Genomic DNA, 25,764 nt, shown 5'->3' with positions numbered 1-25,764 from the left:
CTGAGGTGCCGACCAAGGTCGGCACCCACCAGGACAGACCTGCCGTTACTTCCCCAGCGTGACCTCATCCAGCACCCACATCGCCGGGCGCGTATCGCCGGTGAAGTTGATGCACAGGTCAGCGCTGCCCTGGGTCCCCTTCGGCAGCGTGGCGCGCAGGGTCACGAAGCCATCGGCATCCGGCTTGGCCGGCAATGGGACTTCGGCCAGCACCCTGCCGCTGCAGTCTCCGCGACGCACCTGCATCTCGCCGTGCGCACGCTTGGCCTTCTCGAAGCGGCGCTTGGGCTCGTCGTGGGCCAGCTGGAAGTAGTACGGAATGCGGCCGGCACGCACTTCCACGCTGCCGATGCCGTCCAGCTGCGCCTGCGGCCAGCGCCAGCACGGCTGGAAGATGTCGACGTTGAATACCGCACGGTTGCCTTCGCGCGGGCCATCGTCTTCCAGGCGCAGCACCAACCCCTTCTTGCCCACGCAGCTGAGCAGTTCATCGCTGCGGCGGCTGAGCAGCGATTGTGCGCTGAAGTCCGCGACCGTCGGCCTCGCGGCCAGCATCTGGCCCTGGTAGAACGCGGCGGCCTGCACGTTGGCGGGCAGCTGCGTGGTCAGCGGCTGCTGGTACAGCGGCGACTGCGCGGTCACTGGCTGTCCGTCGGTGCTGTAGCGCACTTCATAGCCCAGCGGGTTGGCCAGCGACAGAGTCACCGTGTTGGCCGCGCGGCTGTCGGTGTAGTCCACGCCCACTTCGAACGGGGTCTGCGCGTAGGCCAGGCCCCAGGCACGGTAGCGCTGCAGCTGTGCCGGCAGGCGTGCGAGGAAATCGCGGAAATCACGACGCTCCGGCGTGCTCCAACCGGTCTCGGCCACAGCGGCCAGGCGCGGGAACAGGTTGTGCTGCAGGCGCGCATAGCTGCGCGTGTGCTCGGTGAACATGTTGGCCTGCAGGCCGAGGATGTGCCCGCGCTTGTCGGCCGCCAGCTCGGCCGGCACCGGTTCGAAGTTGTAGAGTTTGCCGAGGTTGACCTGGGTCGGACGACCCGGCGGCTCGTTCGGCGAGGCGGTCTGCAGGTAGTCCAGGTACAGGTAGCCGACCGGCGACATGATCACGTCATGCCCGGCACTGGCTGCAGCCAGGCCACCTTCGGTGCCCTGCCATGACATCACCGTGGCCTGCGGCGGCAGCCCGCCTTCGAGGATCTCGTCCCAGCCGATCAGGCGCCGGTCGTGCTCCTCCAGGAACGTCTCCAGGCGCTTGATGATGTGGCTCTGCATGGCCATTTCATCCTTGATGCCCAGCGCATGCATGCGCTGCTGCACCTGCTTCGAAGCTTCCCACTGGTCCTTGACCGCCTCGTCGCCACCCACGTGCACGTACTTGGCGGGGAACAGTTCGATCACTTCTTCCAGCACGTTCTCGAGGAAGGTCACCGTGCTGTCTTCGACGTTGAACAGGTTGGGGAACACGCCCCATTCGCTGAGCGGCTTCAGTGGTGTATCGATGGTGCCCAGTTCGGGATAAGCGGCGATCGCAGCGGTCGCATGGCCGGGCACGTCGATTTCCGGAATCACCTGGATATGCAGTTTGGCGGCGTAGGCGATCACCTCGCGGATCTGCTCCTGCGTGTAGAAGCCGCAGTACGGATGTTCCTGGCCACTGACCGGATCGATGCCACCGTCGCCGGCCGGCAGGCGGCAGCTGCCCACTTCGGTCAGCTTCGGGTAGCGCTTGATCTCCATGCGCCAGCCCTGGTCATCGGTGAGATGCCAATGGAAGGTATTGAGCTTGTGCGCGGCCATTGCATCGAGCACGCGCTTGATCTCGTCCAGGCTCTGGAAATGCCGCGCCGAGTCGAGCATGAAGCCGCGCCAGCTGAAGCGCGGCGCGTCCTGGATCTGCACTGCCGGCAGCACGCCGTTGCTGCCGCCGGTGGCGAGCTGGGCCAGGGTGGTCGCGCCGTAGAAAAGACCTGTCTCGTTGCCGGCCTGGATCACCACGCCCTGCGCGGTGCTCTCCAGCGTGTAGCTTTCGCCGCTGTCGCGGAAGGTGGGCACGATCTGGAAGCGGATGCTGCCGGTCTTGGCTGCAGCCTTGCCCTTGGCCAGGACCAGGCGCGGGCCACCACTGCGGGCCAGCAGGTCGGCGAACTGGGCGGCGACGCGCTGCGCGACTTCGCCTTCGGCCTGCAGCACGGTATCGGCGCGAACGGTGATGCCGCTGCCCTGGCCGGCCTGCACATTGCTGGGGGCGGGAATCAGCATCAGGCTGCCGGCGCGCAGCTGCGGGCCGGGTGCTTCAGCGGCAGGCGTGGGATCGGCGGCGAGTGCCGGCAGTGCCGGCAGCAGAGCGAGCAGGCTGCCCAGCAGCACTGCGCTGCGCATCCGGGCGCGGGAAGGCTTGACCATCGGAACGACTCCTTGGAACGGTGCGATGAACGCTATACATGAAAAACGCCGGGCCCGGAATGACCCAGGCCCGGCGTGCGTGCACGACTCGGCGATGTTGCCGCCGCTGGATCAGTACTTGAAGCGGAAGTTGAGGTAGTACTGGCGACCGTTGCTGTAGAACGAGGTCGGGATGGCCGCGGTCTGGTAGTACTTGTAGGTCGGGTTGTTGAGGTTCAGGCCATCCAGGCTGATGCTCAGCCAGTCGGTGGCCTTGTAGCTCAGCGATGCCGACAGCGTGCCGAAGTCATCCTGGTAGTACGGGTTGGCACCGGACAGGCCGATCAGGAACGACGAACGGCGGGTGTAGCTGAGGCGTGCACCGAAGGTGTCGTTCTCGAAGTAGGCACCCACGTTGTAGGTGTTCTTCGAAGTGCCCAGCAGGTTGTCGCTGCCGTCGGCCCAGGTATGTTCGGTGCTGCCATCGGCGTAGGTGTAGTTGGCATTGACGCCGAAGTACTCGCCGATCGGCTGCTCATAGGCCACTTCGATGCCGCGTACCTTGCCGTCGGCGTTCCTCGGCCGCGAAATGTTGTATTCCTCGAGGCGGTTGGTCAGCTCGCTGAACAGCATTTCCTTCTCGGTGCTGAAGGCCACGTAGTCCTTCAGGCGCATCGAGTAGGCACCGACCGACAGCATGCCGCGCGGCATGAAGTACCACTCCAGGTTGGCGTCGAAGTTGGTCGACACCACCGGCTTCAGCTTCGGGTTGCCGCCGCCGCCGGTCCGGTTCAGGTCCGAACCGTAGGACGAGGCGCCCAGCGCCGAGAAGTCGGGCAGGGTCTGGGTCTGCGACGCAGCGAAGCGCAGCACCAGGTCATCGCGCAGGTCGAACTTCAGGTTGGCGCTGGGCAGCACGCGGTTGTGCTTGTTGTCGAAGGCCTGGCGGGTCCAGGCACCGAACAGGCTGCTCACATCCGGCACGGTCGAACCGGTGGCTGCGGCGTAGGTGTCGATGTCCTGCTTGATGTTGACGTAGCGCAGGCCGACATTGCCGCTCCAGCGGTCGCCGCTGAGGTTGGCCTGCACGTAGGCGGCGAAGTTCTTCTCCGACACCTTCCACTCGGCGCCGTAATTGTGGCGGCCGGTCGGACCGTCATTGCCGGACAGCCAGGTGGAGTTGTTGGTCACCGCATCCTTCAACGCGCCCGGCGTGAAGTACCACAGGTCGCGCGGGAAGCTGCCACCGATGCCGTTGGCGAAGCCACCCGGGAAGTTGGCGGTCGCGCCGTTCTTCAGGGCATTCCAGATTGCGCCGGGGGTTGCGCCTTCCGGCGACTTCGCTTCACGCTTGTGGTCGCCGAAACGGGCACCGAAGTCGAGCGAGTTGAGGACGCCGGCATTGCTGAAGTACTGGTTGAAGTCGACCGTGGCCCACTTCTCCTTGTCGATCGCGGTGACCTGCTGGTTGCCCCAGGTACCGAAATCGGTCACCCCGCCCGGGCTGATGTTGCCACCAACGTTCCAGTCGATCGGCGAGCCGTTGCCGTGGGTCGACCAGTTGGCACCGCCACCGCGGGCCAGGTTGACCTCGGCGATGTACTGGCGCGGCGTATCGCCAGTGCCCTTGGTGTTGCCGGCCTGGAACTTCATGCCCAGGTTGTCGTTGATCTGCCAGTCGGCATCGAAGGTGATGTAGTTGGTCTTGGCCTTCGACTCGCGGTAGATCATGTCGTAGACCGCGTAATCGCGATCGGCCTGGCCGGCAAAGGTGGCATTGGTCAGCACGCCATCCTTGACCACGTAACCCGGATTCGGTGCCTGGCCGGGGATCAGAGTCTTGTTGCCGTTGGCATCTTCAACAGTGCGGTCGTTGAGGATGCGGCCGCCCCACAGCATGAAGTTGCGGTTGTAGTTGTTGGCCTTCAGTTCCGAGCTGAAACCTTCCAGGCCCAGGGTCAGGTTGTCCAACGGCTTGAACTGCAGCGAGACCAGGCCGCCCTTGCGCTCGCGGGTCTGTTCGAACAGGGTCGAGCCGAGCAGGCCCGGCGCGTACACGCCCGCCAGGTCCGGGTTGGACTTGGCAACGGTGCCGTTGGGATCGATCTGGAAGAAGCCGCCCGGCACTTCCTGCGCTTCGCGGCGCAGTTCGCGCTTCTGGCTGAAGGCCTGCACCATCACGCCGAAGTTGCCTTCGTCATTCTTGTAGTTGAACAGCGCCGACAGCTGCGGGTCATTCGACTTGGCCTGGTCCGAACGCACCATGCCGATCGAGCCTTCCGCAGTGAACTGCTTGGAGAATTCCAGCGGCTTGCGGGTGAGGATGTTGACGGTACCGGTGGTGCCGCCGTCCTGCAGCTTGGCCTGCGAGGACTTGTTCACTTCCACCGAGCGCACCAGTTCCGACGGCAGCAGCGAGTAGCTGACGCTGCGGCCGACGTTGTTGCCCTGGCTGAGCACGAACCAGTCGGCCGAACCGACGGTGTGGCCGTTGATCAGGGTCTGGGTCAGGCTCGGGCTGGTACCACGCAGGCTGACACGGTCGGCTTCGTCGAAGCCGCCTTCATCGGCGCTGGACGAGCTGATGTTGACGCCGGGCAGGCGCTGCAGGGTGTCGGCGACGTTGTGCGCGGGCAGCTTGCCCACGTCCTCGGCAGTGACCACTTCCACGCGCGCATTGGATTCGCGCTTGGTGTCCAGCGACTTTTCCATCGAACCACGGATACCGGTGACCTGCACGGTGTCCAGGTCGGTGGCGTTCTGGGCGGCTTGCTGCGCATGCGCACTGAAGGCGATGCAGCTGACGATGGCGGCCGAAAGCAGGGTCTTGCGGGTGTTCATGATGTCTCTCCTCATCACTCGAATGGATGCCGGCGGCGGTGTTCGATTACGGTTGCGATGACATGCGCGGGGCGGCGGCGAAGTCCCGTGCGTTGGCGTGCCACGTACTGCGTGCTGCGATTGCGTTGAAGCCTGTTGCGGTGTCAGGCGGCGGACTGCTGCTGCAGGTACCAGCTGGCAGCGCCGACCACGCCCAGCTGGCCGTGTTCGACCACCTTCACCGGGATGCGTGCCAGCGCTTCGCCCATCGGCCCCTTCTGCAGGTAGCGTTCGACGAAAGTGCTGCCGCGCAGGTATTCGCGGATCTGCGGCAGGATGCCGCCGGCCAGGTAGACGCCGCCATGGGCGCCGTAGAACAGGGCCATGTCGCCGATGGTGCTGCCGAGCAGGCCGCAGAACACATCCAGCGCCTGGCGCGCGTGCGCATCGGTATCGGCCATGGCCGCGGCTGTGACCGCGTCGGGGCTGGCCAGGGTCGGCGCCTGGTCCTGCAGCGCACACACCGCGCGGTACAGGTTCATCAGGCCCGGGCCGGAGATCGCATGTTCGATCGACACGTGCGCGCGGTCGCGCTGCATGTGGCGGACGATGGCCATTTCCAGTTCGGTGCTGGCCGCCAGCGTGGGCTGGCCGGCTTCGGTGGGCAGCACAACCGGTCCGTGCGCGGTGGGAATCCACAGCGCGGCACCCAGACCCGTGCCGGGGCCGACCACCAGGGTCGGGCCTCGGGCGGCGGTGTCCGGCCCGCACAGGTGCAGCACGCCACTGGCGTCAACCTGCGCGGCGGCGTAGGCCACGGCTTCGAAGTCGTTGACGATGTAGACCCGCTGCAGGCCGACGTCGGCCTCCACCTGGCGCGCCGACAGCGGCCATGGCAGGTTGGCAGTGATCACCGTGCCATCCTCGCGGGCATAGCCGGCGCTGGCGACCACGCAGTGCGTGGGCCGCGAGCCTTCGCCGAGGAAGTCGGACAGGATCGCGCTGAGGCCGGCATGGTCGGCGTTGCGGTACTTGCGGTACTCCAGCACCTGCACCGGATGGGCAGCGTCACCGCTGGCCTGGACCCGGGCAACGCGCACATGGGTGCCACCGACGTCGGCGGCCAGGAACGAGGGCGCGACTCGGGACAGGACATGGGCCGGGGCGGGGTGGCTGGCGGTCACGCGGGCTCCTGCAGCAGGTGGGGCCGGACCCAGGATCGGGGGCGGCGATTGGGGCGGAGTCTGTAACCGCGTTGACAACGATGTCAACGAGTTCGTGACACTTTCGTTGCTGCGTCGCAACGAATGCGACATGCAGTAAACGTTTACATGGCGTGAGTGCTGCTTTCACGCGGGAACCGTTGCAGCATGGGGCTCAAGGGCTGGTGCGCATTCAGCGCGGGTCGCTGTTGAGGGGTTGCGCAGTGCAGCACGTGGTTTGCGGAGGCGTGCGTGGAAGTTGACAAACCGGCGTAGTCCATCGAAAGAATGTGACAACGTTGTTCCCAGCCACTCTCCGACGCCGCGTTCTGCGGCCGTCGCCGCAGGAGCCCTCCTGATGTCCGCCGTCCCCGCTGCAAGCGCGCGCCCGAACGTGGCCACCTCCATCGCCATCGTTGGCGTGTTGTTCTTCCTGATCGGCTTCTTCACCTGGCTCAACGGCCCGCTGATCACCTTCGTCAAGTTGGCCTTCGAACTCAGCGAGGTCGGCGCCTTCCTGGTGCTGATGGTGTTCTACCTGTCCTACTTCTTCCTGGCCTTGCCGGCGTCGTGGATCCTGCGCCGTACCGGCATGAAGAAGGGCCTCAGCCTGAGCCTGCTGGTGATGGCCGGTGGTGCCGCGTTGTTCGGTGAATTCGCCACCCAGCGCTGGTACCCGGGTGCGCTCGGCGGCCTGTTCGTGATCGGCAGTGGCCTCGCCCTGCTGCAGACCGCGATCAACCCCTACATCTCCATCCTCGGCCCGATCGAGACCGCGGCGCGGCGCATCGCGCTGATGGGCATCTGCAACAAGATCGCCGGCATGCTCGCTCCGGTGTTGATCGGTACCGTGGTGCTGCATGGCATCGGTGACCTGTCGGCCACGGTGGCCGCTGCGGACGAAGCCACCAAGGCGCAGCTGCTCAACGAATTCGCCGCCAAGATCCACGCGCCGTACCTGGCCATGGCCGGCCTGCTGGTGGTGCTGGCGGTGGCCGTGCTGTTCTCGCCGCTGCCGGAAATCAAGTCCTCCGAGGCCAACGCCACGCCGGTGGCTGCCGGTGCCGCCGAGCGCCGCAGCATCTTCCAGTTCCCGCACCTGTGGCTGGGCGTACTGTGCCTGTTCGTCTACGTGGGCGTTGAGGTGATGGCCGGAGATGCGATCGGCACCTACGGCCATGGTTTCGACCTGCCGCTGGACCAGACCAAGATGTTCACCTCGCTCACCCTCGGCGCGATGCTGGTGGGCTACGTGGTCGGCCTGCTGCTGATCCCCAAGGTCGTGTCGCAGTCGCGCTACCTGACCATTTCGGCGGTGCTGGGCGTGGTGTTCTGCCTCGGTGCCTGGGCCACCCACGGTTATGTGTCGGTGGCCTTCGTGGCCCTGCTGGGCTTCGCCAACGCCATGATGTGGCCGGCAATCTTCCCGCTGGCGATCCGCGGCCTGGGCCGTTTCACCGAGACCGGCTCGGCGCTGCTGGTGATGGGCATTGCCGGTGGCGCGATCATTCCGCAGCTGTTCGCCGTGCTCAAGCAGCACATCGACTTCCAGCTGGTGTTCGTGCTGCTGATGGTGCCCTGCTACCTGTACATCCTGTTCTATTCGGTGATCGGCCATCGCGCCGGCCTGCCGCAGGACAAGGTCTGATCGGCGATGATGGACGGCAGCCAACCCCAGGGGAAACCGATGCGCAGAGCGACCATCAAGGACGTTGCGGAGAAGGCCAAGGTCTCGTTGAAGACGGTCTCGCGGGTGATCAACAACGAACCTTCGGTGATGCAGGCCACCCGCGCGCGGGTCCTGCGTGCCATCGCCGAGCTGGACTACGAGCCCGATCCGTCGGCGCGCAACCTGCGCAGTGGCACCACCTTCGTGATCGGGCTGGTCTACGACAACCCGAACCCGTACCACATCATCGGCGTGCAGAACGGCGTGCTGGCCGCGTGCCGCGAGACCGGTTTCGGCCTGCAGATCCATCCCTGCGATTCCAGCTCGCCGCTGCTGGCCGACGAGCTGGCCGATTGGGTGCAGCGTTCGCGCCTGGCCGGTCTGGTACTGACCGCGCCGATGTCCGAGCGTCGTGACCTGATCCAGGCGCTGACCGCGCGCGGCATCAAACTGGTGCGGATCATCGCGGCCACCGAAGACCCGGCCGACGGCGCCTGCGTGTTCGTGGACGACCGCGAGGCCGCCTATGAGATCACCGAGCACCTGATCCAGCTGGGCCACCAGCGCATCGGCTTCCTCTGGGGCGGCATCTCGCACCGTTCCTCGGGTGAGCGCTACGCCGGTTACGAAGCTGCGCTGAAGGACTACGGCATGACCGTGGACAAGCACCTGGTGGTGCAGGGCGACTACACCTTCGACGATGGTTTCCGTGGTGCGCGCCGCCTGCTGGCGCTGCGCGAGCCGCCCACCGCCATCTTCGGTTCCAACGACGAAATCGCCGCCGGCGTACTGGCCGCTGCCAAGTCGGCCGGCATGAACGTGCCCTACGACCTGTCCATTGCCGGTTTCGAGGACAGCCCGTTCTCGCGCCAGTCGTGGCCGCCGCTGACCACCGCCAAGCAGGCCACCGAGGACATTGCCCGCCATGCCGCGCGCTTGCTGATCGCACAGCTGCGCAGCGACGCCTACGACGATGCGCCGGCACCGCTGCACAACCAGGGCTTCGTGCCACAACTGGTGGTGCGCGGCTCGACCGCGCCGATGCGCCCGGCCGGCGCACGCCCCCTTCCTTCCGATCCTGCCTGAGCCTGCCATGTCGCTGTCAGACCCCACGTCCACCCTGATGTTCGCCGAAGCCGCTGAAGCGGCCGACGTGGTCGCGCGCCAGTTCTCGCGCAACCACGCCACCATGGAAACCCTGGCTGCCAGCCTGCGCGCCGCGCCGCCGCCGTTCGTGGTCACCTGCGCACGCGGCAGCTCCGACCATGCCGCCACCTATGGCAAGTACCTGCTGGAAACCCAGCTGGGCCTGGTGGTCGCATCGGCTTCGCCGTCGGTGGGTTCGGTCTATGCCGCACCGCTGCAGCTGCGTGGCGCGCTGTTCATCGTCATCTCGCAGTCGGGCAAGAGCCCGGACCTGCTGCGCAACGCGGAAGCTGCCAAGGCCGCCGGCGCGCGCGTGATCGCACTGGTCAACGTCGAGGATTCGCCGCTGGCGCAGCTGGCCGATACGGTCATTCCGCTGCATGCCGGTGCCGAGAAGAGTGTGGCGGCGACCAAGAGCTACCTGGCTTCGCTGGCCGCATTGCTGCAGCTGGCCGCGTACTGGAAGCAGGACAGCAGCCTGCGTAATGCGCTGGATCTGCTGCCGGATGCGATGCGCGAGGCCTGGCAGTGCGACTGGACGCCGGTGACCGAGGGCCTGGTCGAGGCGACCAACCTGTTCGTGCTCGGCCGTGGCCTGGGCCTGGGCGCGGCGCAGGAAGCCGCACTGAAGTTCAAGGAAACCTGCAGCCTGCATGCCGAAGCCTACAGCTCGGCTGAAGTGAAGCATGGCCCGATGGCGCTGGTCGACCGCGGTTTCCCGGTGCTGGCCTTTGCCCAGCCTGATGAAACCGGCGCCGGCACCCGTGCCGTCGTCGAAGAATTCACCGCGCGCGGTGCACAGGTGTGGATGGCCGGTGCCGGTGGCAACCTGCCGGTAGCGGCCGCGCCGCATCCGCTGTGCGCACCGCTGCTGACCGTGCAGAGCTTCTACCGCGCCATCAACGCGCTGGCGCTGCGTCGTGGCTTCAACCCGGACCTGCCGCCGCACCTGAACAAGGTCACGGAGACGGTGTGATGGCAACGGTCCTGCGCAATGCCCGCGTCCTTGCCGGCGACGAATTCCGCGATGATCTGGCGGTGGTGATCGAGCACGGCCGCATCAGCGCGTTGCTGCCCGATGCAGCGCCGCAGCTGGGCCAGGCCGCCGAGCAGGTTGATCTGGGCGGTGGCTGGCTGCTGCCCGGCTTCATCGATGTGCAGGTCAATGGTGGCGGCGGCGCGCTGTTCAACAACACGCCGGACGTGGCGTCGCTGCGGACCATCGCGCAGGCGCACCGCCGCTTCGGTACCACCGCGATGCTGCCGACGCTGATCAGCGATGACGTGGGCGTGATGCGTGAAGCCATCGATGCGCTGCGCGAGGCGATCGCACAGGGTGTGCCAGGCGTGATCGGCATCCATCTGGAAGGACCGTACATCGCGCCGGCCCGCAAGGGTACGCACGATGCCAGCAAGTTCCGTGTGCCAGACGAAGCAGAGATCGCGCTGGCCGCATCGCTGGACAACGGCGTGACCCTGCTGACGCTGGCACCGGAACGCGTGCCGCTGGAGACCATTCGCGCGCTGGTCGAGCGCGGCGTGATCGTTGCCGCCGGCCACACCGCAGGCACCTATGAAGAGATCCGCGCCGGCCTGGATGCCGGCGTGCGCGGCTTCACCCACCTGTACAACGCGATGTCGCCGTTGCAGGGCCGTGAGCCCGGCGCGGTGGGCGCGGCGCTGGAAGACCGCGACAGCTGGATCGGCATCATCGTCGATGGCGTGCATGTGCATCCGGCCAGCCTGCGCGTGGCGCTGGCGGCCAAGCCGCGCGGCCGCCTGCTGCTGGTGACTGATGCGATGCCACCGGTTGGCGCCGACGATCCCAGTTACGTGCTGTACGGCGAAACCATCACCGCCATCGATGGCGTGGTGCGCAATGCGGCCGGTTCGCTGGCCGGTTCGGCGCTGGACATGGCCACTGCCGTGCGCAACACCGTGCAACTGCTCGGCCAGCCGCTGGCCGAAGCCGCGCGCATGGCCTCGACCTATCCGGCCCAGTTCCTCAACGTTGACGATCGCCTGGGTCACATCGCCGAGGGCTACCAGGCCGACCTGGTGCTGCTGGACGATGCCCTGCAGGTGCGTGGCACCTGGATTGCCGGACAGTACGAGGCTGCCTGATGAACAGTTCGCCGCCACGCCGGCTGGGCTCGATCGATGCCCTGCGCGGCATCACCGTGGCGGCAATGCTGCTGGTCAACAACCCGGGTGACTGGAGCGCGGTGTTCGCGCCGCTGCGTCATTCGGAATGGCATGGCTGCACGCCCACCGACCTGGTGTTCCCGTTCTTCCTGTTCCTGGTCGGCGTGTCGATGGCCTTCAGCGTGGCGCCACGCGCGCTGGACGTGGCCTTACGACCCGCGCTGGCGCGCGGCGTTCTGGAGCGCGCACTGCGCATCCTGGTGGCCGGTGCGCTGCTGCACCTGCTGATCTGGTGGGCGCTGGATACCCATCACTTCCGCATATGGGGCGTACTGCAGCGGATCGCGGTATGCGCGGCGCTGGTGGGCGTACTGGCGGTGTATGCGCGTCCGCGTGTGCAGGTCGGTGCGCTGATCGTGCTGTTGGTGGGGTACACCGTACTGCTGCTCGGCATCGGTGACCTTGCGCCGTGGACCAATCCGGCCAGTCGTCTGGATACCGCGCTGTTCGCACCGTGGATCTATCAATGGCACGCCGATACCGGGCTCGGCCATGACCCGGAAGGGCTGCTGAGCACGCTGGGCGCGTTGGCCAGCACGGTGCTTGGCCTGCTGGCGGGTGGCCTGCTGCGCAACCGGCGCACTGCTGCGTTGGCTGGGCTGGGCGCGGTTGCTGCCGTGCTGGGCTTGCTGCTGGCCGTGGTACTGCCGTTGAACAAGCAGCTGTGGACGCCCAGCTACGTGCTGTGGACCGGCGGCCTTGCGGCGCTGGCGCTGTGGCTGGGCTACGTACTGATTGACCAGAAGGGCTGGCCGGCACTCGGCCGGCGCTTCGGGGTCAATGCGATCACCGCGTATCTCGGGGCATCGGTGATGTCGGTGGTGTTGATGGCCACCGGCGCCTGGGGCTGGATCTGGCAGCAGTTGGCCACCGCGATGCCGCAGACGCTGGAGCTGGCGTCGATGCTGCAGGCGCTGGTGTTCGTCGCACTGTGGTGGGGCGTGGCGTGGTGGCTGGACCGGCGGAAGATCTATTTGAAGATCTGATGGCGCCTAATCCACGCATGGCGTGGAACTACTGGCGATGCGCTTCATTGCACGTGGCGTGGATCAATCGGGCAGGGCGCGATGGATCAGTAGATCCACGCCATGCGTGGATGCTTTGCGCGTGATTCCCAAGTTCCGAAAAAATGAACGATTTCAGGCACGTCACATTGGCGTGAGGACCGGGCGTTTTCACATCTGAACTGTGATTCTCTGCACGCAAGTTCACCTGTCGAAACGCTTCACCACACGGCAGACTGCAAGCGCAGTGCCGCACATACGCAGTTCCTGATTTCCCGTCCAGGAGTGCCCCATGTCCCGTGCCGTTCCGCGTGCGTTCCGCCCGCGCCGCCTTGCTGTTTCCGTGTTGCAGGCCCTCGCCGTTCCGTCCCTGCTTCTGACGACCGCCGGCGTCGCCTGGGCGGGCTGCAACAACCCGGCACTGACCGCCGGCCAGACGGTCACCTGTGATGCCAACGCACCGAATCCGCAGACCGTTCCCATCACTGCCAGTGGCGTGGCCGGAATCACCGTCAACGTCGCCAATGGTGCCCAGTTGCAGCAGAATGGTGGTGGATCGGCCATCGCGCTGGTCGGTGCCGGCGGGCACCTGCTGTCAAACCAGGGCGCGATCAGTTCAGTGGGCGGTGTGGCCGTGCAGCTTGGGGGCGGCAGCCGCGTCGAGAACCTTGGCAGCATCAGCACCGGCAACACCATCGCCCTGCAGTTCGTCGGTGGCGGTAACAGCGTGTTGATCAACCGCGGAACCATCAGTGGCCGCACAGGCGTGCAGTTCGATGCCGGCAACGATCGCCTCGAGATGCAGGCCGGCAGCATCGCCGGAGGTGTCCTGCAGGGTGATGGCAACGATGTGCTGCAGCTCAGCGACGGTACGATCGACAGCGTCGACCAGGGCACCGGTGATGACCAGGTGACCGTCACCGGCGGCACCGTCACCGGTGTGGTGGTGCAGGGCAGCGGCCGCGATGATTTCGTCATGAGTGGCGGCACGATCGGCGCGCTGCAGCAGGGCGACAACATCGATACCTTCCGCATGAGCGGTGGCCGCATCATCGGTGCGTTCGAGGATGGCGACCAGGCCTGGATGACCGCTGGCCGCGTCGGCCGCGTCAACATGAAGCTGGACAAGAATCTGTGGGATCAGTCCGGCGGCATCGTTGAGGGCAACGTGGTCACCGGCTTCGACACCGACACCATCATCATCTCGGGTACGGCCTACATCGGCGGCAATATCAGTGTCAGTGGTGGTGCCGACAGCGTGACCATCACCGATGGCACCGTGCGCGGCCAGGTACTGCTCAGCACCGGCAACGACATCTTCAACTGGAGAGGTGGCGGCATCGTCTACGGCGCGATCGACATGGGCCCGGACAATGACGTGGCCAATCTCGGCAGCCTCAATCACGCCAACCTTGGTGCGGTGCCGCTGTTCGACGGTGGCAGCGGCATCGATCAGCTCAACTTCAACAACGTCAAAACCGCTGGCGTGGGGCGCTTCCAGAACTGGGAGACGATCAGTCTGGCCAACAGCACCGAGCTGACCTTCGATGGCGATCTGGTGCTGGGTGACAGCGGAACCGGCACCGGCACGCTCACGGTGGATGACACCAGCACTGTCTACGCGGGCAGTGGCGGCCATGCCGTCCGTCCGTTCAACAGTGGCGCACTGGTGGAGATGGTCAATGCCGGGCGCATCGATCTGACAGGTACCGGCGCCGGTGATGTATTTACCGTCCGCGGCAACTACCGCGGTGACGGTGGCGGGCTGTACCTGCGTACGGTGTTGGGGGCGGATAATTCCACCAGTGATCGACTGGTGATCGATGGCGGTACCGCCACTGGCACGACGGGCATCGGTGTCCTCAATGCTGGAGGCAGTGGAGCGGCCACGCTGGCCGACGGCATCCTGGTGGTGCAGGCCCTGAATGGTGCGACGACCTCACCCGGTGCTTTCTCGCTGTTCGCGCCAGTGGCTGCTGGTGCCTATGAGTATTTCCTGTTCAAGGGCGGTGTCAGTTCCGGCAGCGGCGAGAACTGGTACCTGCGCTCGACCGTGGTGGCCGGGCCGGCACCGGCGCCCAACGGAATCGGTGTCAACACCACGCCACCGCCACCGACACCCCCGGTGGCACCGCCGCCACCCATTACCCCTGCGCCGCCACCGCCACCCGAGGGTGCCACTGATCCCGATCTGACCGCCGGCGAGACCGCGCCACCACCGCCACCGCCTGAACCGGCGCCTGTCGCCCCGCCCAGCGATCCGGCGGTGCCGGACGTGCCGGTTGCGGGTGGCAGCCTGCCGGGTATCGGGACGCCGCCGACGCCGGGTGCACGCCCCGCCGAGGGCACAGTGGTACCGCTGTACCGCGTGGAGACCGCCACCTATGCCGTGGTGCCGCCGCTGCTGCGCGAGACCTCGCTGGCCAGCCTCGGCACGTTCCACGAGCGGCAAGGCGAACAACGCCTGCTGTACAACCAGGGCGCATTCCGCACTGCCTGGGGCCGTCTGGTGGGGCAGAGCAGCGAGATCCACTGGAAGGGTGATGCGCAGCCGGGCTTTGATGGCGATGTGATGGGCCTGCAGGCAGGCCTCGATGTGTGGGCCGCGGCCAATGACAGCCATCGCAATCAGATCGGCGTGTTCGTCGGCCGCACCCGCGCGCAGGGCAAGACCACCGGCCTGGCGCTGGGCTGGGAGAACGTACAGGTGGGGCAGAACCGCCTGGATGACAAACACGTGGGCCTGTACTGGACGTTCACCGACAGCAGTGGTGGCTACATCGATGCGGTGGCGATGCAGAGCCGCTACGACGGGCGCGCTCGCTCATCGCGTGGGCTCGGCTTCGGGATCAAGGGCGATGGCACCAGCGTGTCGGTGGAAGCGGGCAAGCCGTTGCTGCACTTCGGTCAGTCCGCATGGTGGCTGGAACCGCAGGTACAGGTGATCTGGCAACGCACCTCGCTGGATGACCGGCGTGATGATGTATCGAGCGTGCGCTTCGACAATGACAATGCCTGGACCGGTCGTGTTGGCCTGCGCCTGGCCGGCGATTACCAGTTGGCCGACAACGGCTGGCAGCCGTATTTCAAGCTCAACTACTGGCATGGCCGTTCCGGTGAGGATCGCATCCGCTTCGATGATGACGTGATCATCAATTCGCAGCGCTCGCGTTCGCTGGAAGCCGGTGTAGGCGTGGTCGGGCGCTTCAACCGCACCATCAGCGCCTATGCCGTGGCCGATTACGCGCGCGAACTGGGCGGCGACCGCAACGAGAAGCGCCGCATCATCGAAGGCAACATCGGCCTGCGCGCGGACTGGTAGCGCCGGGCCACGCCCGGCGGCGCCTCCCCGCGCTCTGGTAGGTGCCGACCTTGGTCGGCACCTATTCCGCCGACGCCATGAACCTGCTCTGGTAGGTGTCGACCTTGGTCGACACGAACCCTGCCGGTCGGGGACATCTGTAGAGCCGAGCCATGCTCGGCTGCTTCAGTCGCAATCCCCCCAACCCGAGCATGGGCTCGGCTCTACAGCACACTGGCGCGTGGCGAGATCGGTCCCGCCCCGGCTATCCTGCGACTTCGATACATGACAAGGAGTCGTCGATGCTGGATCTCATGAGCGTGCGCGCCCCCCTGCTTGCCACGCTGTTGCTTTCATCTTCTGTCGCAGTCGCAGAGGAAACGGTGGAGTTGCCCTCGCCCGAAGCACGTGAACAGATGCTGCAGCTGCTGGAAACCCAGTCCCTGTACCGCGACCGCGTAGATTGGAATGACGTGCGCGCGCGCCTGACCGCCGCAGGCGATGACCGCGCGCAACAGCGCCGTGTTCTGGATGAGACCGCCGCACGTAGCAGCGGAGGCCACGGCCGCTGGTTTTCGCCCAGCGAGCAGCGTCAGCGCTCCGAACGTGCCCAGCGCTTGAATGCCGGTCAGGCGACCGCCCTCGCTGCGCCCAGGCACGCCAATCCCCGCATCGGCGTGCTGCGGGTGAGCCCCTTCGTGGAAGACCAGCAGCGCAGCGAACCGGAACGTTATGAAGCACGCAAGGTCTACGCGCTGGCGTTGCAGGAGCGTATCGCTGGCCTGGATGACGGCACGCGGTGCGGCTGGGTAGTGGATGTAAGCAGCAATGGTGGCGGCAACATGTGGCCGATGTTGTTTGGTTTGTTGCCATTGCTGCATGGAACACCGGATACGCAGGGGGCGTTGATCGGCGCTTTCCGTAGTGCCAATGGATTGCTGTGGTGGCGGCAGGCGGAAGGTGAAGTCGTGCAAGGCAATGCATCGATGCTGCGTTCACGACAGGGCGCGTATCGGCTGCGTGTGGGCACGGCACCGGTGGCGGTGGTGATGGGGGCAGGCACTGCCAGCTCCGGCGAAGCAGTGGCACTCGCGTTTCGAGGGCAACCAGGGAGTCGTAGTTTCGGCCAGCCGAGCGCGGGCTTTTCTACCGGCAATCGACCGACGACGCTGGTGGACGGTACCACCTTGCTGTTGACCCACAACGTCATGACCGACCGTAACGGCCAGGGCGACGGTGGCAGGATGCAGCCGGATCAGGCTACCCCCAGCGGACCGGCCACCCTTGCCGCCGCCCAAGCCTGGCTGCTGGCCCAACCCGCCTGCCAGGGCAGCTGATCGATGATCCTGATCGGCCAGCACGAACGGGTGGTGACCGTCGGCCCAACCGAAGCCCATCACTGCCTGCGTTGCCAGACGGAAACCGAGTTCGCGCCCCAGCTGCGCTACAGGATGGCGCGCATCGACCTGCTGTTCGGTTTCACCTACCAGCGCCGTTACGAGCTGGCCTGCAGCCGGTGCGGGTACGGCTGGGTGCTGGACACCGACACCATGGACCAGCAGCTGGGCGGGGTACCGATCCCGTGGCGGCATCGCTTCGGCCTGCCACTGATGCTGGTGGTGGTGGTCGGTCTGGCCCTCTCGGGCTGGCTGTGGCGGCACGGGTTCATCGGTTGAGGGCCGGGGCTGTTAAAGTCTGTCCTGCAATCACGTACCGGAACCGACCATGGACCACGACACCCCGTTCGAACCCCTCAACGACCTCGAGGTGCGCCTGCTGCAGGCCCAGGACGGCACGCTGACCGCGTCGCAGTTCCTCGATGGCCTGCTGACCTCGACGGCGTTCGTGTTGCTGGACAAGGCCATCGGCGAAGACGGTGCCTGGGATGAGAGCATCTCGCCGCTGGTGCTGACCAGCGAGAGCGGCGAGGCGATGTTCGCGGTGTTCACCGCGCCCGAGCGTGCTGGCCTATGGCATGAGCAGCTGCCGCAGTTTGCTCATGCAATGCCGATCGCGGTGCACGCGCTGCTGGCCGGTATCGGCGACGGCGTCGGCCTGGTGCTGAACCCGGGCCTGGACGTGGGCATGGAGATGATTCCCGATGCCGTGGCCCAGCTGAAGCAGCGTGCGGCGGCGATCACCCGCGGCATGGCGCACTGAATACAGGGGTTGTCTGAGTGCCGGCCAGCGGCCGGCACTACCCATGGCAGTGCGCGCAGCCGCTGCGGATCAACGGGCGGCGGCGATGGCTTTCACCCGTGCCTTGGCCAGCGCTTCGCCGATGGCGGGACCCTTAAGGTGCGTCGTATCCAGATCCCGTGCCTGCACTGACAGCGCCGCCTGATGCAGGCGCTTGAGCGTCTCGCCCTGCGGGTAGTCGCTGTCCTCGAATCCAAGCCGACCGCGCTTGTCGGCTTCGCAGCACAGCGCGATGCGGGCCACGCGCTCCGGTCGGCGCAGCGCATCGCATCGTCCCAACAGCTCCAGCACGGTGGCGTCGCGCAGTTCGTCGATGCGGTGCACGTTCAAATGCTCGCGACAGACGGCCTCGGCCAGCTGCTGGTGCTCGGTGGGAACCCTCAGCCGTGCGCACAGTTCCTTCAACGGCTTGATGCCACGCTGCTCGTGCATGATGTGGCGCGGCCATTCTTCCGGCGGAGTCAGGCCCTTGCCAAGATCGTGGGTCAGCGCGGCGAAGCCGACCAGGTCGTCGCCCGGTGCCAGCTTCGCGGCCATGTCGCTGACCATTTCCTGGTGGATGCCGGTGTCGACTTCCGGGTGGAATTCGGCACGCTGCGGTACGCCATACAGCGCTTCCAGTTCGGGCAGGATCGGGCCCAGTGCATGCGCGTCGTGCAGCGTGCGCAGGAAGGCCGAGGGCTGTGCGCTGACCAGCGCCTTGCGCAGCTCCTGCCAGACGCGCTCGGGCACCAGCGCATCCAGCTCGCCGCTGGCAGCAACATTGCGCATCAGGTCCATTGTCTCCGGCGCGACCGTGAAGTCCAGTGGCGCGAAGTGCGCCATGAAGCGCGCCGCGCGCAGCACGCGCAGCGGATCTTCCACGAACGCAGGACCGACGTGGCGCAGCACGCGCTGTTCAATATCGCGCACGCCGCCATAGGGGTCGACCAGCGTGCCGGTGTCTTCGTCGCAGGCAATCGCGTTGATGGTGAAGTCGCGGCGCTGCAGGTCTTCTTCCAGCGTCACCGCCGGATCGGCGTCGACCACGAAACCGCGATAGCCGCGGCCGGATTTGCGCTCGGTGCGTGCCAGCGCGTACTCCTCGCCGGTCTTCGGGTGCAGGAACACCGGGAAATCACGGCCTACCGCGCTGTAGCCCTGTGCTTCCATCTGCGCGGGCGTGGCACCGACCACGACCCAGTCACGGTCACCGGCAGGGCGCTGCAGCAGGCGGTCGCGTACGGCGCCGCCGACAAGATAGATCTTCATGGGGGAATGATCGCATGGTAGGAGAATGAGCATCGGTAGTGCCGGCCGCTGGCCGGCAACCCTTGGACAATGGCGGTTGCCGGCCAGCGGCCGGCACTACCGACGCAGCGGCATCACGGCAGGCCGCGCCACTCCGGCACGAACAGGCCGGCCACGAACCACAGGCCGTAGACGATCCACAGGCAGAGGAAGTACAGCTTGATCTGCGCTTCGTCCCACAGGCTGCCCCAGCTGTCGACGAAGGCCAGCGACTTCCAGCCTTCCATCCAGGCCGCGCCACCCCAGCGTAGTACCCAGGTGGCAAACAGGCTCCAGGCGGTGAACATCCCGATCCAGACCAGCAGGCTCATCGTTTCCCCTCCCCGGGAAATGGATGTCGGGTAGTGCCGGCCGCTGGCCGGCAACTCTTGGACAATCGCGGATGCCGGCCAGCGGCCGGCACGACCGCAGCGCGATCAATCGCCGCCCTGGTCCGCGTTGGCGGCGCAACTGAAGCTCTTGCGCTTGTCCACCAGGCGGCCCATCAGGCGGTCGCTCAGCGGCAATGCATCGCCATTGAGGCGCCAGTCGTAGATCACGCTGAAGGCCAGCACGCGTGCCACATACTCGCGGGTTTCCTTGTAGCTGATGGTCTCGATCCACAGGTCGGGGTCGTAACCCGGGCGCTGGCTCTGCCAACGGGCGGTCGGGGTCGGGCCGGCGTTGTAGGCGGCGATGGTCACGTAGGGCAGGCCGTCGTACTTGTTCATCAGCTGGCGCAGGTAGGCGGTACCGATGGCGATGTTGGTGTCCGGGTCGTACAGGCTGTCGGCGCCGCCGTAGCCGGTCAGACCGATCGACTTGGCCACGCCGGCACCGGTGGCCGGCAGCACCTGCATCAGGCCCATGGCGTTGGCAGGCGAGCGCGCACGCGGGGTGAAGGTGCTCTCGGCGCGGATCTCTGCCGCCACCCAGGCCGGATCGATCGCGTTGCGTGCCGATTCGCGGCGGATGGTGGCGTCGTGGTGCAGCGGGAAGCGCAGGTCGTACAAGCGCTGTTCCTGCGGCTGCTTGCCGAGTGCGAACACGGCGCGGTCGAACCAGCCGTTGTCCTGCGCCACGCGCACGGCAAGGCGGCGCTGGGTGTCATCGAAGCGCGACAGCGCGCTGTTCCACTCGGCCACGGCCCAGCCGGCGCGGTCGATCTGGTACAGCGCCATCGCGCGCTGGATGGCCGGATCGCGTGCGATCGTGGCTTGTGCCTGCGCGCTGTCATTCGGCTTCCACGGGCATAGCGTGTAGCCCTGCTGCAGCTTGTCGGCGGCGAGGAAACCGTGGAAGGTCGGTGCGCGTGCGGCCTCGCGGAACAGCGCCTGCGCCTGCTGGGCCTGGCCGGTCTTCTCCAGCATGCGGCCTTCGAAGTAGCGCCAGCGCGGGTCGCTGCGCTGCTTGCTTGCCATCTTGCGGATCGCGGTCAGCGCCGCCGGCCAGTCACCGCGCGACATCGCTTCGCGCACGCGCCATTCGTGCAGGCGTTCGTCGTACGCCGATTCGGGTACCGCGTTGAGGCGGCGCGCCGAATCGGGCAGGTAGGAGGCCACCGTCCACAGCGCGATCTGGTACAGCACCTGGCCGCTTTGCTCGGCACTCAGGCCCAGCGCCTGGGCGTACTGCGGCAGTTGCTGTTCGGTGGCGCCGGGGTCGGCTTTGGCCAGCTTGGCCAGGCCGTCGGTAGCGATGCGCCGGCTGCGCTCGTTGCGCGGCCAGTTCAGTGCGCTGGCATTGGGCTTGTCGACGAAGGCGGCGTAGTTGTTGGCCAGCGCCAGATCGGTGGCGGGCAGGCCGCGCGCAGCGCTGCGCATCACGGCCGGTTGCTGCGCGTCGGCGGCGGCGTCGATGCGCTCCCAGCGCAGCGCGTCGCTCAGGCCACCCTGTGCCTGCAGCACGGCAAACACCGCATCGCAGCCGTCGGGTAGTGATTTGCCGTTCTTGCGCCACAGGTCCTGCGCTTCACTGATCCACTGTGGATCGACCTTGCCTGTCACCTGGCGTGCGGTCAGCTGCGCACAGCGCAGGCCGGCGTTGTCGGTGGGCGTCCAGTTGGCCAGCAGGGTCGGCCAATCCTGGCGGCGTGCGACCGAGGGCAGCCACACACTGCGGAAGGTATTGGCCACGGCTTGGCCGTCATAGCGCTTGAGGAAGGCCTGCGCCTGCGCGGTATCGACGGTGTCGATGTTGCGGCGCAGGTTGGCGTACTCCAGCCAGCCGTATGCTGGATGGCGGCTGAGTGCGGCGGCCTGGCCGGGATCGAACTGGCCGCGTTCGGCGGCAGCGATCGCGGCCTTCAGCTGCGCGTTCTGGGCGTCGAGGGACTGGGCATTGGCGCAGCCGATCAGCAGCGTGGTGGCCAAGGGCAGCAGGGACAGGGCAGTTGAAGAGCGTCGGGTCATGGCGACCAGCATAGCGGGCAGTGGCTGAATTCAGGTTCGCATCGCGTGCACGCGGTGGGTTGGCAACGGCAGCTGAATGCTCATGCTGCGGGCACTGCCTCGCGGGTCTGCGGGCGACGTAGTGTCGGGCTTGGGCGAACGGCCCGGCTGCAGGGAGCGGCACATGGCGTTCAGTAGCGCAGGAACAGGCAGCCCGCTGGCGGAGATCAATGTCACGCCACTGGTGGATGTGATGCTGGTGCTGTTGATCATCTTCATCGTGACCGCGCCGATCGTGGCCCGGCCGATTGCCGTGCAGTTGCCACAGGCCACCGATCGCGTGGTCGACCGTCCCGAACCGCCACCGCCGATCGAGCTGCGCCTGGACGCTGCCAACCAGCTCAGCTGGAATGGCCAGCCAATGGCCATCGGCGATCTGCAGGCGCGCCTGCAGGTGCAGGCGGGCGAGCATGCCGGCAACCTGCCGGAGCTGCGCATCGCCACCGATCCGGCGGCCGAGTACGAAGGCATGGCCCGGATATTGGCTGCGGCCGAAACCACTGGCGTGGAGCGCATCGCGTTCGTGCGATAGGGCGTTGTCTCACTGCCGCTCATGCGGTGATTGCTGCATGAGCGGCGCTTCCCCTGCTGACAGCGTCGCATCCAGAATCCGCAGAAAGGCCGTTTCAATCTGCGCTGGAACAGGGGTTGGATGTGCTCGCCACTTTTTGGCCTTGGGCTCATGTTCAACGTCGAAAGCAGTCAGCTCGGCTCTTTCGAAATCCACCACAACCGTCAATCCTTCTCCCGAGGCCAAGGCCGCATCGCTGGGAGAGGGGCAGTTGTTGCACTCGATCAGGCCGCCTGCTCTCGATTCACTTGCCGGGGAAAGAAGCAGCGTCATCACCGTCGTGACACCCAGCACCGCACTCACCGCTTTCATGATCGACCCTCCCGCGAATGGCTGGAGGTGCGAGTCTGCGCTGGATCGATTAGCGGCGCCTTCTGAAAGAAGGAATTTCAAACTATTCCTGAAACGGTCCGGCAAAGACCTTTTCCATGAATGCGGCAGCTGTCGGCGCGCGCTGTCGCAGCCGGCATCAAGGCTGCCTGTTGTGAACAGTATCGTCCGGTCATAACCTGCAGCTATCTGACGTAATCCGCCGCTAAATGCGTCAAATCCGCGTGAAAGAGTGTCGATCATCACGCCGCGACTTTTACCACTTGTTTACAAAGGAGACGCTGCCGCCATGCAGGGGGGAGCGCGGCAGCCAATGTCCCGACATTCCTTTGGAGAGAGAGCGAATGATTCACCTGCATCACCGCCCGTTGGCGGTTGCCGTCGCGCTGTGCGTGACGGCCCTGGCACCACTGGGTGCCGCTGCACAATCCACCACCAACCTCGATGCTGTGGAAGTCACCGGTACCCGCATCAAGCGCGCTGAAGTCGAAGGCCAGGTACCGATCCAGACCCTGACCCGCGGCGACATCGAACGCACCGGCCTGACCTCGATCGGCGAAGTGCTGCAGCAGCTCACCGGCTCTGGTTCGGCGCTCAATGCCAAGTTCAATTCGTCCGGCAACTTCGGCTTCCCGCCCGATGGCAGCGGTGTAGGCGCCGGCTCGGCGCAGGTCGATCTGCGCCACCTCGGTGCCAAGCGCGTACTCGTGCTGGTCGATGGCATCCGTTGGGTCAATGAGTCGTCCGCGTCCGGCGTGGGCTCGGCCACCGACCTCAATACCATTCCGCTGGCCATCGTCGAACGCATCGAAGTGCTGGAAGATGGCGCTTCATCGCTGTACGGTTCCGACGCCATCGCCGGCGTAGTCAACATCATCACCCGCCGCGATTTCGACGGTGGCCAGGTGACCTTGAACTACGGTGAGTACAGCAAGGGCGACGGCACGCAGAAGGGCGTTGACCTGGCCTGGGGCAAGAGCGGTGACCGCTACAGCCTGTTCCTCGGCGCCAGCTGGACCAAGCAGGACCCGGTGTTCGCCAAGGATCGCGAGCAGTCGCGCTTCCCGATTCCGGGCACCGGCCTGGCATTCGGCAGCGGCGGCATTCCGCAGGGACGCTTCCGCTTCACCGATCCCAACACAGGAGCGGTGCAGGACATCGTGCCGAACACCGGCGCCAGCAATCCGCGCTATGACGGTAGTGCTGGCTGCAATCGCAGCGATGACTACCACTGCTTCACCAGTGCCGACCGCTTCAATTTCGCCGAATACAACATGGTGCTGACACCGTCGGAACGGAAGGGCCTGTTCGGCCAGTTCCGCTTCGACATCACCGACAACGTGCAGTGGTACGTCAAGGCACTGGGCAACCGCCGCGAGTCGACCAATCAGGCCGGGCCGGAGCCACTGTTCTTCGGTCCTGATGGCGCCACCGGCAATCCGCTGGCCGACAACATCGTGGTCTCGCGCTTGAATCCGTACAACCCGTTCGGCTTCGATCTGGTGTCCTCGGGCAACATGGCACTGATCGGTCGCCGCCCGGTGGAAGGCGGTGCGCGCGTGTTCGAGCAGAAGGTGGATACCACGTACTTCGCCACCGGTCTGGTCGGTGACTTCCATGCCGCTGATCGCAGCTGGTACTGGGACGTCAACGGCATGTACAGCAAGAACAAGGCCGAACAGACCAACTACGGCAGCTACAACATCTACAACGTCAACATGGCGCTGGGCGATCCTGCTATCTGTGCGGCGACGCCGGGGTGCGTGCCGCTGAACATCTTCGGCGGCGTCGGTTCGATCACGCCGGACATGCTGAAGTGGATCCAGCCGGTGGTGCGTGACCGCAGCCAGAACGAACTGAGCCTGTTCACCGCCAACCTGTCCAGCGAACTGTTCTCGCTGCCGGCCGGCCCAGTGTCGTTCGCCACCGGTTTCGAGTACCGCAAGTACGAGGGTTCGTACCAGCCGGATCCATTGACCGTGGCCGGCCATTACAATGGCGTGCCATCGCAGCCGACCTCGGGTTCGTATGACGTCAACGAGGCTTACCTGGAACTGAGCGTACCGATCTTCGCCGACTCCTCGTTCGGCAAGAAGCTGGACCTGAGCCTGGCCGGGCGCTATTCGGACTATTCCACTTTTGGCGGCGAGTTCACGCCCAAGTACGGCCTGCGCTGGCAGGTGACCGACGACTTCGTGCTGCGCACGACCTATGCGGAAGGCTTCCGCGCGCCGTCGATCGGCGAACTGTATGGCTCGGCGGCGCGTGCCGACCTGCAGCTGTTCGATCCATGCTCGGTGGGCCTGGGCGGTACGCCGCCGCGCGGCAGTGCGGCCAACTGCGCTGCGCTGGGCGTGCCGGCCGGCTTCCAGCAGGCCAACTCGCAGATCTCGGTGACCACCGGCGGCAACCGCGAGCTGGACCCGGAGCGTTCGCGCAGCTTCAGTGCCGGCTTCGTCTGGAGCCCGTGGTTCGGCAACAACACCTCGTGGTCGGAACGCTTCGACGTGGAAGTGACCTTCTACCGTCATGCCATCGACGGTGCGATCCAGGCAATCAACGCACAGACCCAGCTGGACCTGTGCGTGGATACGTTGGACCCGATTTACTGCGAGGGCATCACCCGTGCCAATACCGGTGCGGTCAGCAGCTTCAACAATCGCCTGACCAACCTCGGTTCCATCAAGACCGACGGCTGGGACGTGGATCTGTTCTGGACGTTGCCGCAGTCGTCCATCGGCCAGTTCAAGCTGGGCTGGAAGAACACCTTCGTCGGCCGCTATGAGGCCACCGGCGCGGCTGGCCAGAAGCAGCCGCAGAAGCCGGGCGTGGAAGTGGCCGACAGCTCGATTCCGGAATGGACCAGCAATGCCAGCATCGGCTGGACGCTGGACCGCTGGAGCGCCAACTGGACGGTGCGCCACATCTCCGAGCTGACCGAGAACTGTGGAGATGCCGCTGCGTTCCCGGTGTGCAGCAACCAGGCCGCCGGTACCAATACGCTCTCGGCCACCACCTTCCACGACATGCAGGTGGGCTACAAGATCGACTGGATGAAGGGGCTGCAGCTGACCGCTGGCCTGAACAACGTGTTCGACAAGGATCCGCCGATCTGCCTGTCGTGCTCGTTGAACGGCTACGACGCATCGACCTACGACATCCCGCGTGGCCGTTACTGGTACCTGCGCGCGGACCTGCGTTTCTGATGAAGGGACG

At 66.0% G+C, this 25,764-nt stretch carries 18 protein-coding genes; 11 read left to right on the top strand and 7 right to left on the bottom strand.

All coding sequences use genetic code 11. The features are described from left to right. Positions 1-45: 45 nt before the first annotated feature. The 3 genes from SMAL_RS17415 to SMAL_RS17405 form a co-directional block, all read right to left on the bottom strand. Positions 46-2,403: a beta-N-acetylhexosaminidase gene (locus SMAL_RS17415; RefSeq protein ID WP_012512114.1), complete on the bottom strand. Its 2,358-nt coding sequence runs from the start codon at positions 2,401-2,403 to the stop codon at positions 46-48. A gap of 111 nt (positions 2,404-2,514) precedes the next feature. Continuing rightward, positions 2,515-5,223, bottom strand: coding sequence for a TonB-dependent receptor (locus SMAL_RS17410; protein ID WP_012512113.1), 2,709 nt, complete (start codon positions 5,221-5,223; stop codon positions 2,515-2,517). 143 nt (positions 5,224-5,366) lie between these two features. Next, on the bottom strand, positions 5,367-6,386 hold the full coding sequence (locus tag SMAL_RS17405; protein ID WP_012512112.1) for a glucokinase family protein: 1,020 nt from the start codon (positions 6,384-6,386) through the stop codon (positions 5,367-5,369). A 376-nt stretch (positions 6,387-6,762) separates the two neighbouring features. Here SMAL_RS17405 and SMAL_RS17400 point away from each other — a divergent pair, with 376 nt between their 5' ends. The 9 genes from SMAL_RS17400 (at position 6,763) to SMAL_RS17360 (ending at position 17,889) form a co-directional block, all read left to right on the top strand. After that, the gene (locus SMAL_RS17400; RefSeq protein ID WP_006391721.1) at positions 6,763-8,052 is read left to right on the top strand and encodes a sugar MFS transporter; all 1,290 of its coding nucleotides are present in this window, start codon (positions 6,763-6,765) and stop codon (positions 8,050-8,052) included. Between the two features lie 39 nt (positions 8,053-8,091). Further along, positions 8,092-9,159 carry a LacI family DNA-binding transcriptional regulator gene (locus SMAL_RS17395; RefSeq protein ID WP_006391719.1) on the top strand — a complete coding sequence of 356 codons (1,068 nt, stop codon included), beginning with the start codon at positions 8,092-8,094 and terminating at the stop codon, positions 9,157-9,159. Positions 9,160-9,166: 7 nt separating this feature from the next. Beyond that, positions 9,167-10,195 carry an SIS domain-containing protein gene (locus tag SMAL_RS17390; protein WP_012512110.1) on the top strand — a complete coding sequence of 343 codons (1,029 nt, stop codon included), beginning with the start codon at positions 9,167-9,169 and terminating at the stop codon, positions 10,193-10,195. Continuing rightward, a complete protein-coding gene (gene nagA / locus SMAL_RS17385) occupies positions 10,195-11,343 on the top strand; it encodes an N-acetylglucosamine-6-phosphate deacetylase (RefSeq protein WP_012512109.1) in 1,149 nt (382 codons plus the stop codon). Before SMAL_RS17390 ends, nagA begins: the two co-directional genes overlap by 1 nt. Next, positions 11,343-12,410 (top strand): acyltransferase family protein, encoded by a 1,068-nt coding sequence (locus SMAL_RS17380; RefSeq protein WP_012512108.1) that lies wholly within the window; start codon positions 11,343-11,345, stop codon positions 12,408-12,410. The genes nagA and SMAL_RS17380 overlap by 1 nt, the downstream gene beginning before the upstream one ends. A 310-nt stretch (positions 12,411-12,720) precedes the next feature. Then, positions 12,721-15,750: an autotransporter family protein gene (locus SMAL_RS17375; RefSeq protein ID WP_012512107.1), complete on the top strand. Its 3,030-nt coding sequence runs from the start codon at positions 12,721-12,723 to the stop codon at positions 15,748-15,750. 152 nt (positions 15,751-15,902) lie between these two features. After that, positions 15,903-17,066, top strand: coding sequence for a S41 family peptidase (locus SMAL_RS17370; RefSeq protein WP_079993556.1), 1,164 nt, complete (start codon positions 15,903-15,905; stop codon positions 17,064-17,066). A gap of 3 nt (positions 17,067-17,069) precedes the next feature. After that, positions 17,070-17,405 (top strand): hypothetical protein, encoded by a 336-nt coding sequence (locus SMAL_RS17365; protein ID WP_012512105.1) that lies wholly within the window; start codon positions 17,070-17,072, stop codon positions 17,403-17,405. A 49-nt stretch (positions 17,406-17,454) separates the two neighbouring features. Beyond that, positions 17,455-17,889 (top strand): SseB family protein, encoded by a 435-nt coding sequence (locus tag SMAL_RS17360; RefSeq protein WP_012512104.1) that lies wholly within the window; start codon positions 17,455-17,457, stop codon positions 17,887-17,889. A 69-nt stretch (positions 17,890-17,958) separates the two neighbouring features. Here SMAL_RS17360 and SMAL_RS17355 read toward each other — a convergent pair whose 3' ends face one another. The 3 genes from SMAL_RS17355 to SMAL_RS17345 form a co-directional block, all read right to left on the bottom strand. Next, positions 17,959-19,179, bottom strand: a complete 1,221-nt coding sequence (locus tag SMAL_RS17355) for a multifunctional CCA addition/repair protein (RefSeq protein WP_012512103.1) — start codon at positions 19,177-19,179, stop codon at positions 17,959-17,961. A gap of 113 nt (positions 19,180-19,292) precedes the next feature. Further along, positions 19,293-19,529 (bottom strand): hypothetical protein, encoded by a 237-nt coding sequence (locus SMAL_RS17350; protein ID WP_006391668.1) that lies wholly within the window; start codon positions 19,527-19,529, stop codon positions 19,293-19,295. A 105-nt stretch (positions 19,530-19,634) separates the two neighbouring features. Beyond that, complete coding sequence (locus SMAL_RS17345; protein WP_012512102.1) at positions 19,635-21,620, bottom strand: transglycosylase SLT domain-containing protein; 1,986 nt, start codon at positions 21,618-21,620, stop codon at positions 19,635-19,637. Between the two features lie 151 nt (positions 21,621-21,771). On the opposite strand from SMAL_RS17345, the gene SMAL_RS17340 reads away from it, so the two are divergent. Next, positions 21,772-22,179, top strand: coding sequence for an ExbD/TolR family protein (locus SMAL_RS17340; protein ID WP_006391637.1), 408 nt, complete (start codon positions 21,772-21,774; stop codon positions 22,177-22,179). 9 nt (positions 22,180-22,188) lie between these two features. Here SMAL_RS17340 and SMAL_RS21060 read toward each other — a convergent pair whose 3' ends face one another. After that, positions 22,189-22,791, bottom strand: coding sequence for a hypothetical protein (locus tag SMAL_RS21060; RefSeq protein WP_157628473.1), 603 nt, complete (start codon positions 22,789-22,791; stop codon positions 22,189-22,191). A 101-nt stretch (positions 22,792-22,892) separates the two neighbouring features. On the opposite strand from SMAL_RS21060, the gene SMAL_RS17335 reads away from it, so the two are divergent. Beyond that, entirely contained in the window at positions 22,893-25,754 is a 2,862-nt protein-coding gene (locus SMAL_RS17335) for a TonB-dependent receptor plug domain-containing protein (protein WP_012512101.1), read from the top strand. Positions 25,755-25,764: the final 10 nt, after the last annotated feature.

Source organism: Stenotrophomonas maltophilia R551-3, assembly GCF_000020665.1.
Classification (GTDB): domain Bacteria; phylum Pseudomonadota; class Gammaproteobacteria; order Xanthomonadales; family Xanthomonadaceae; genus Stenotrophomonas; species Stenotrophomonas maltophilia_L.
Note: the sequence above shows the minus strand (reverse complement) of the source record. Positions and strands in the feature narration are given on the sequence as shown.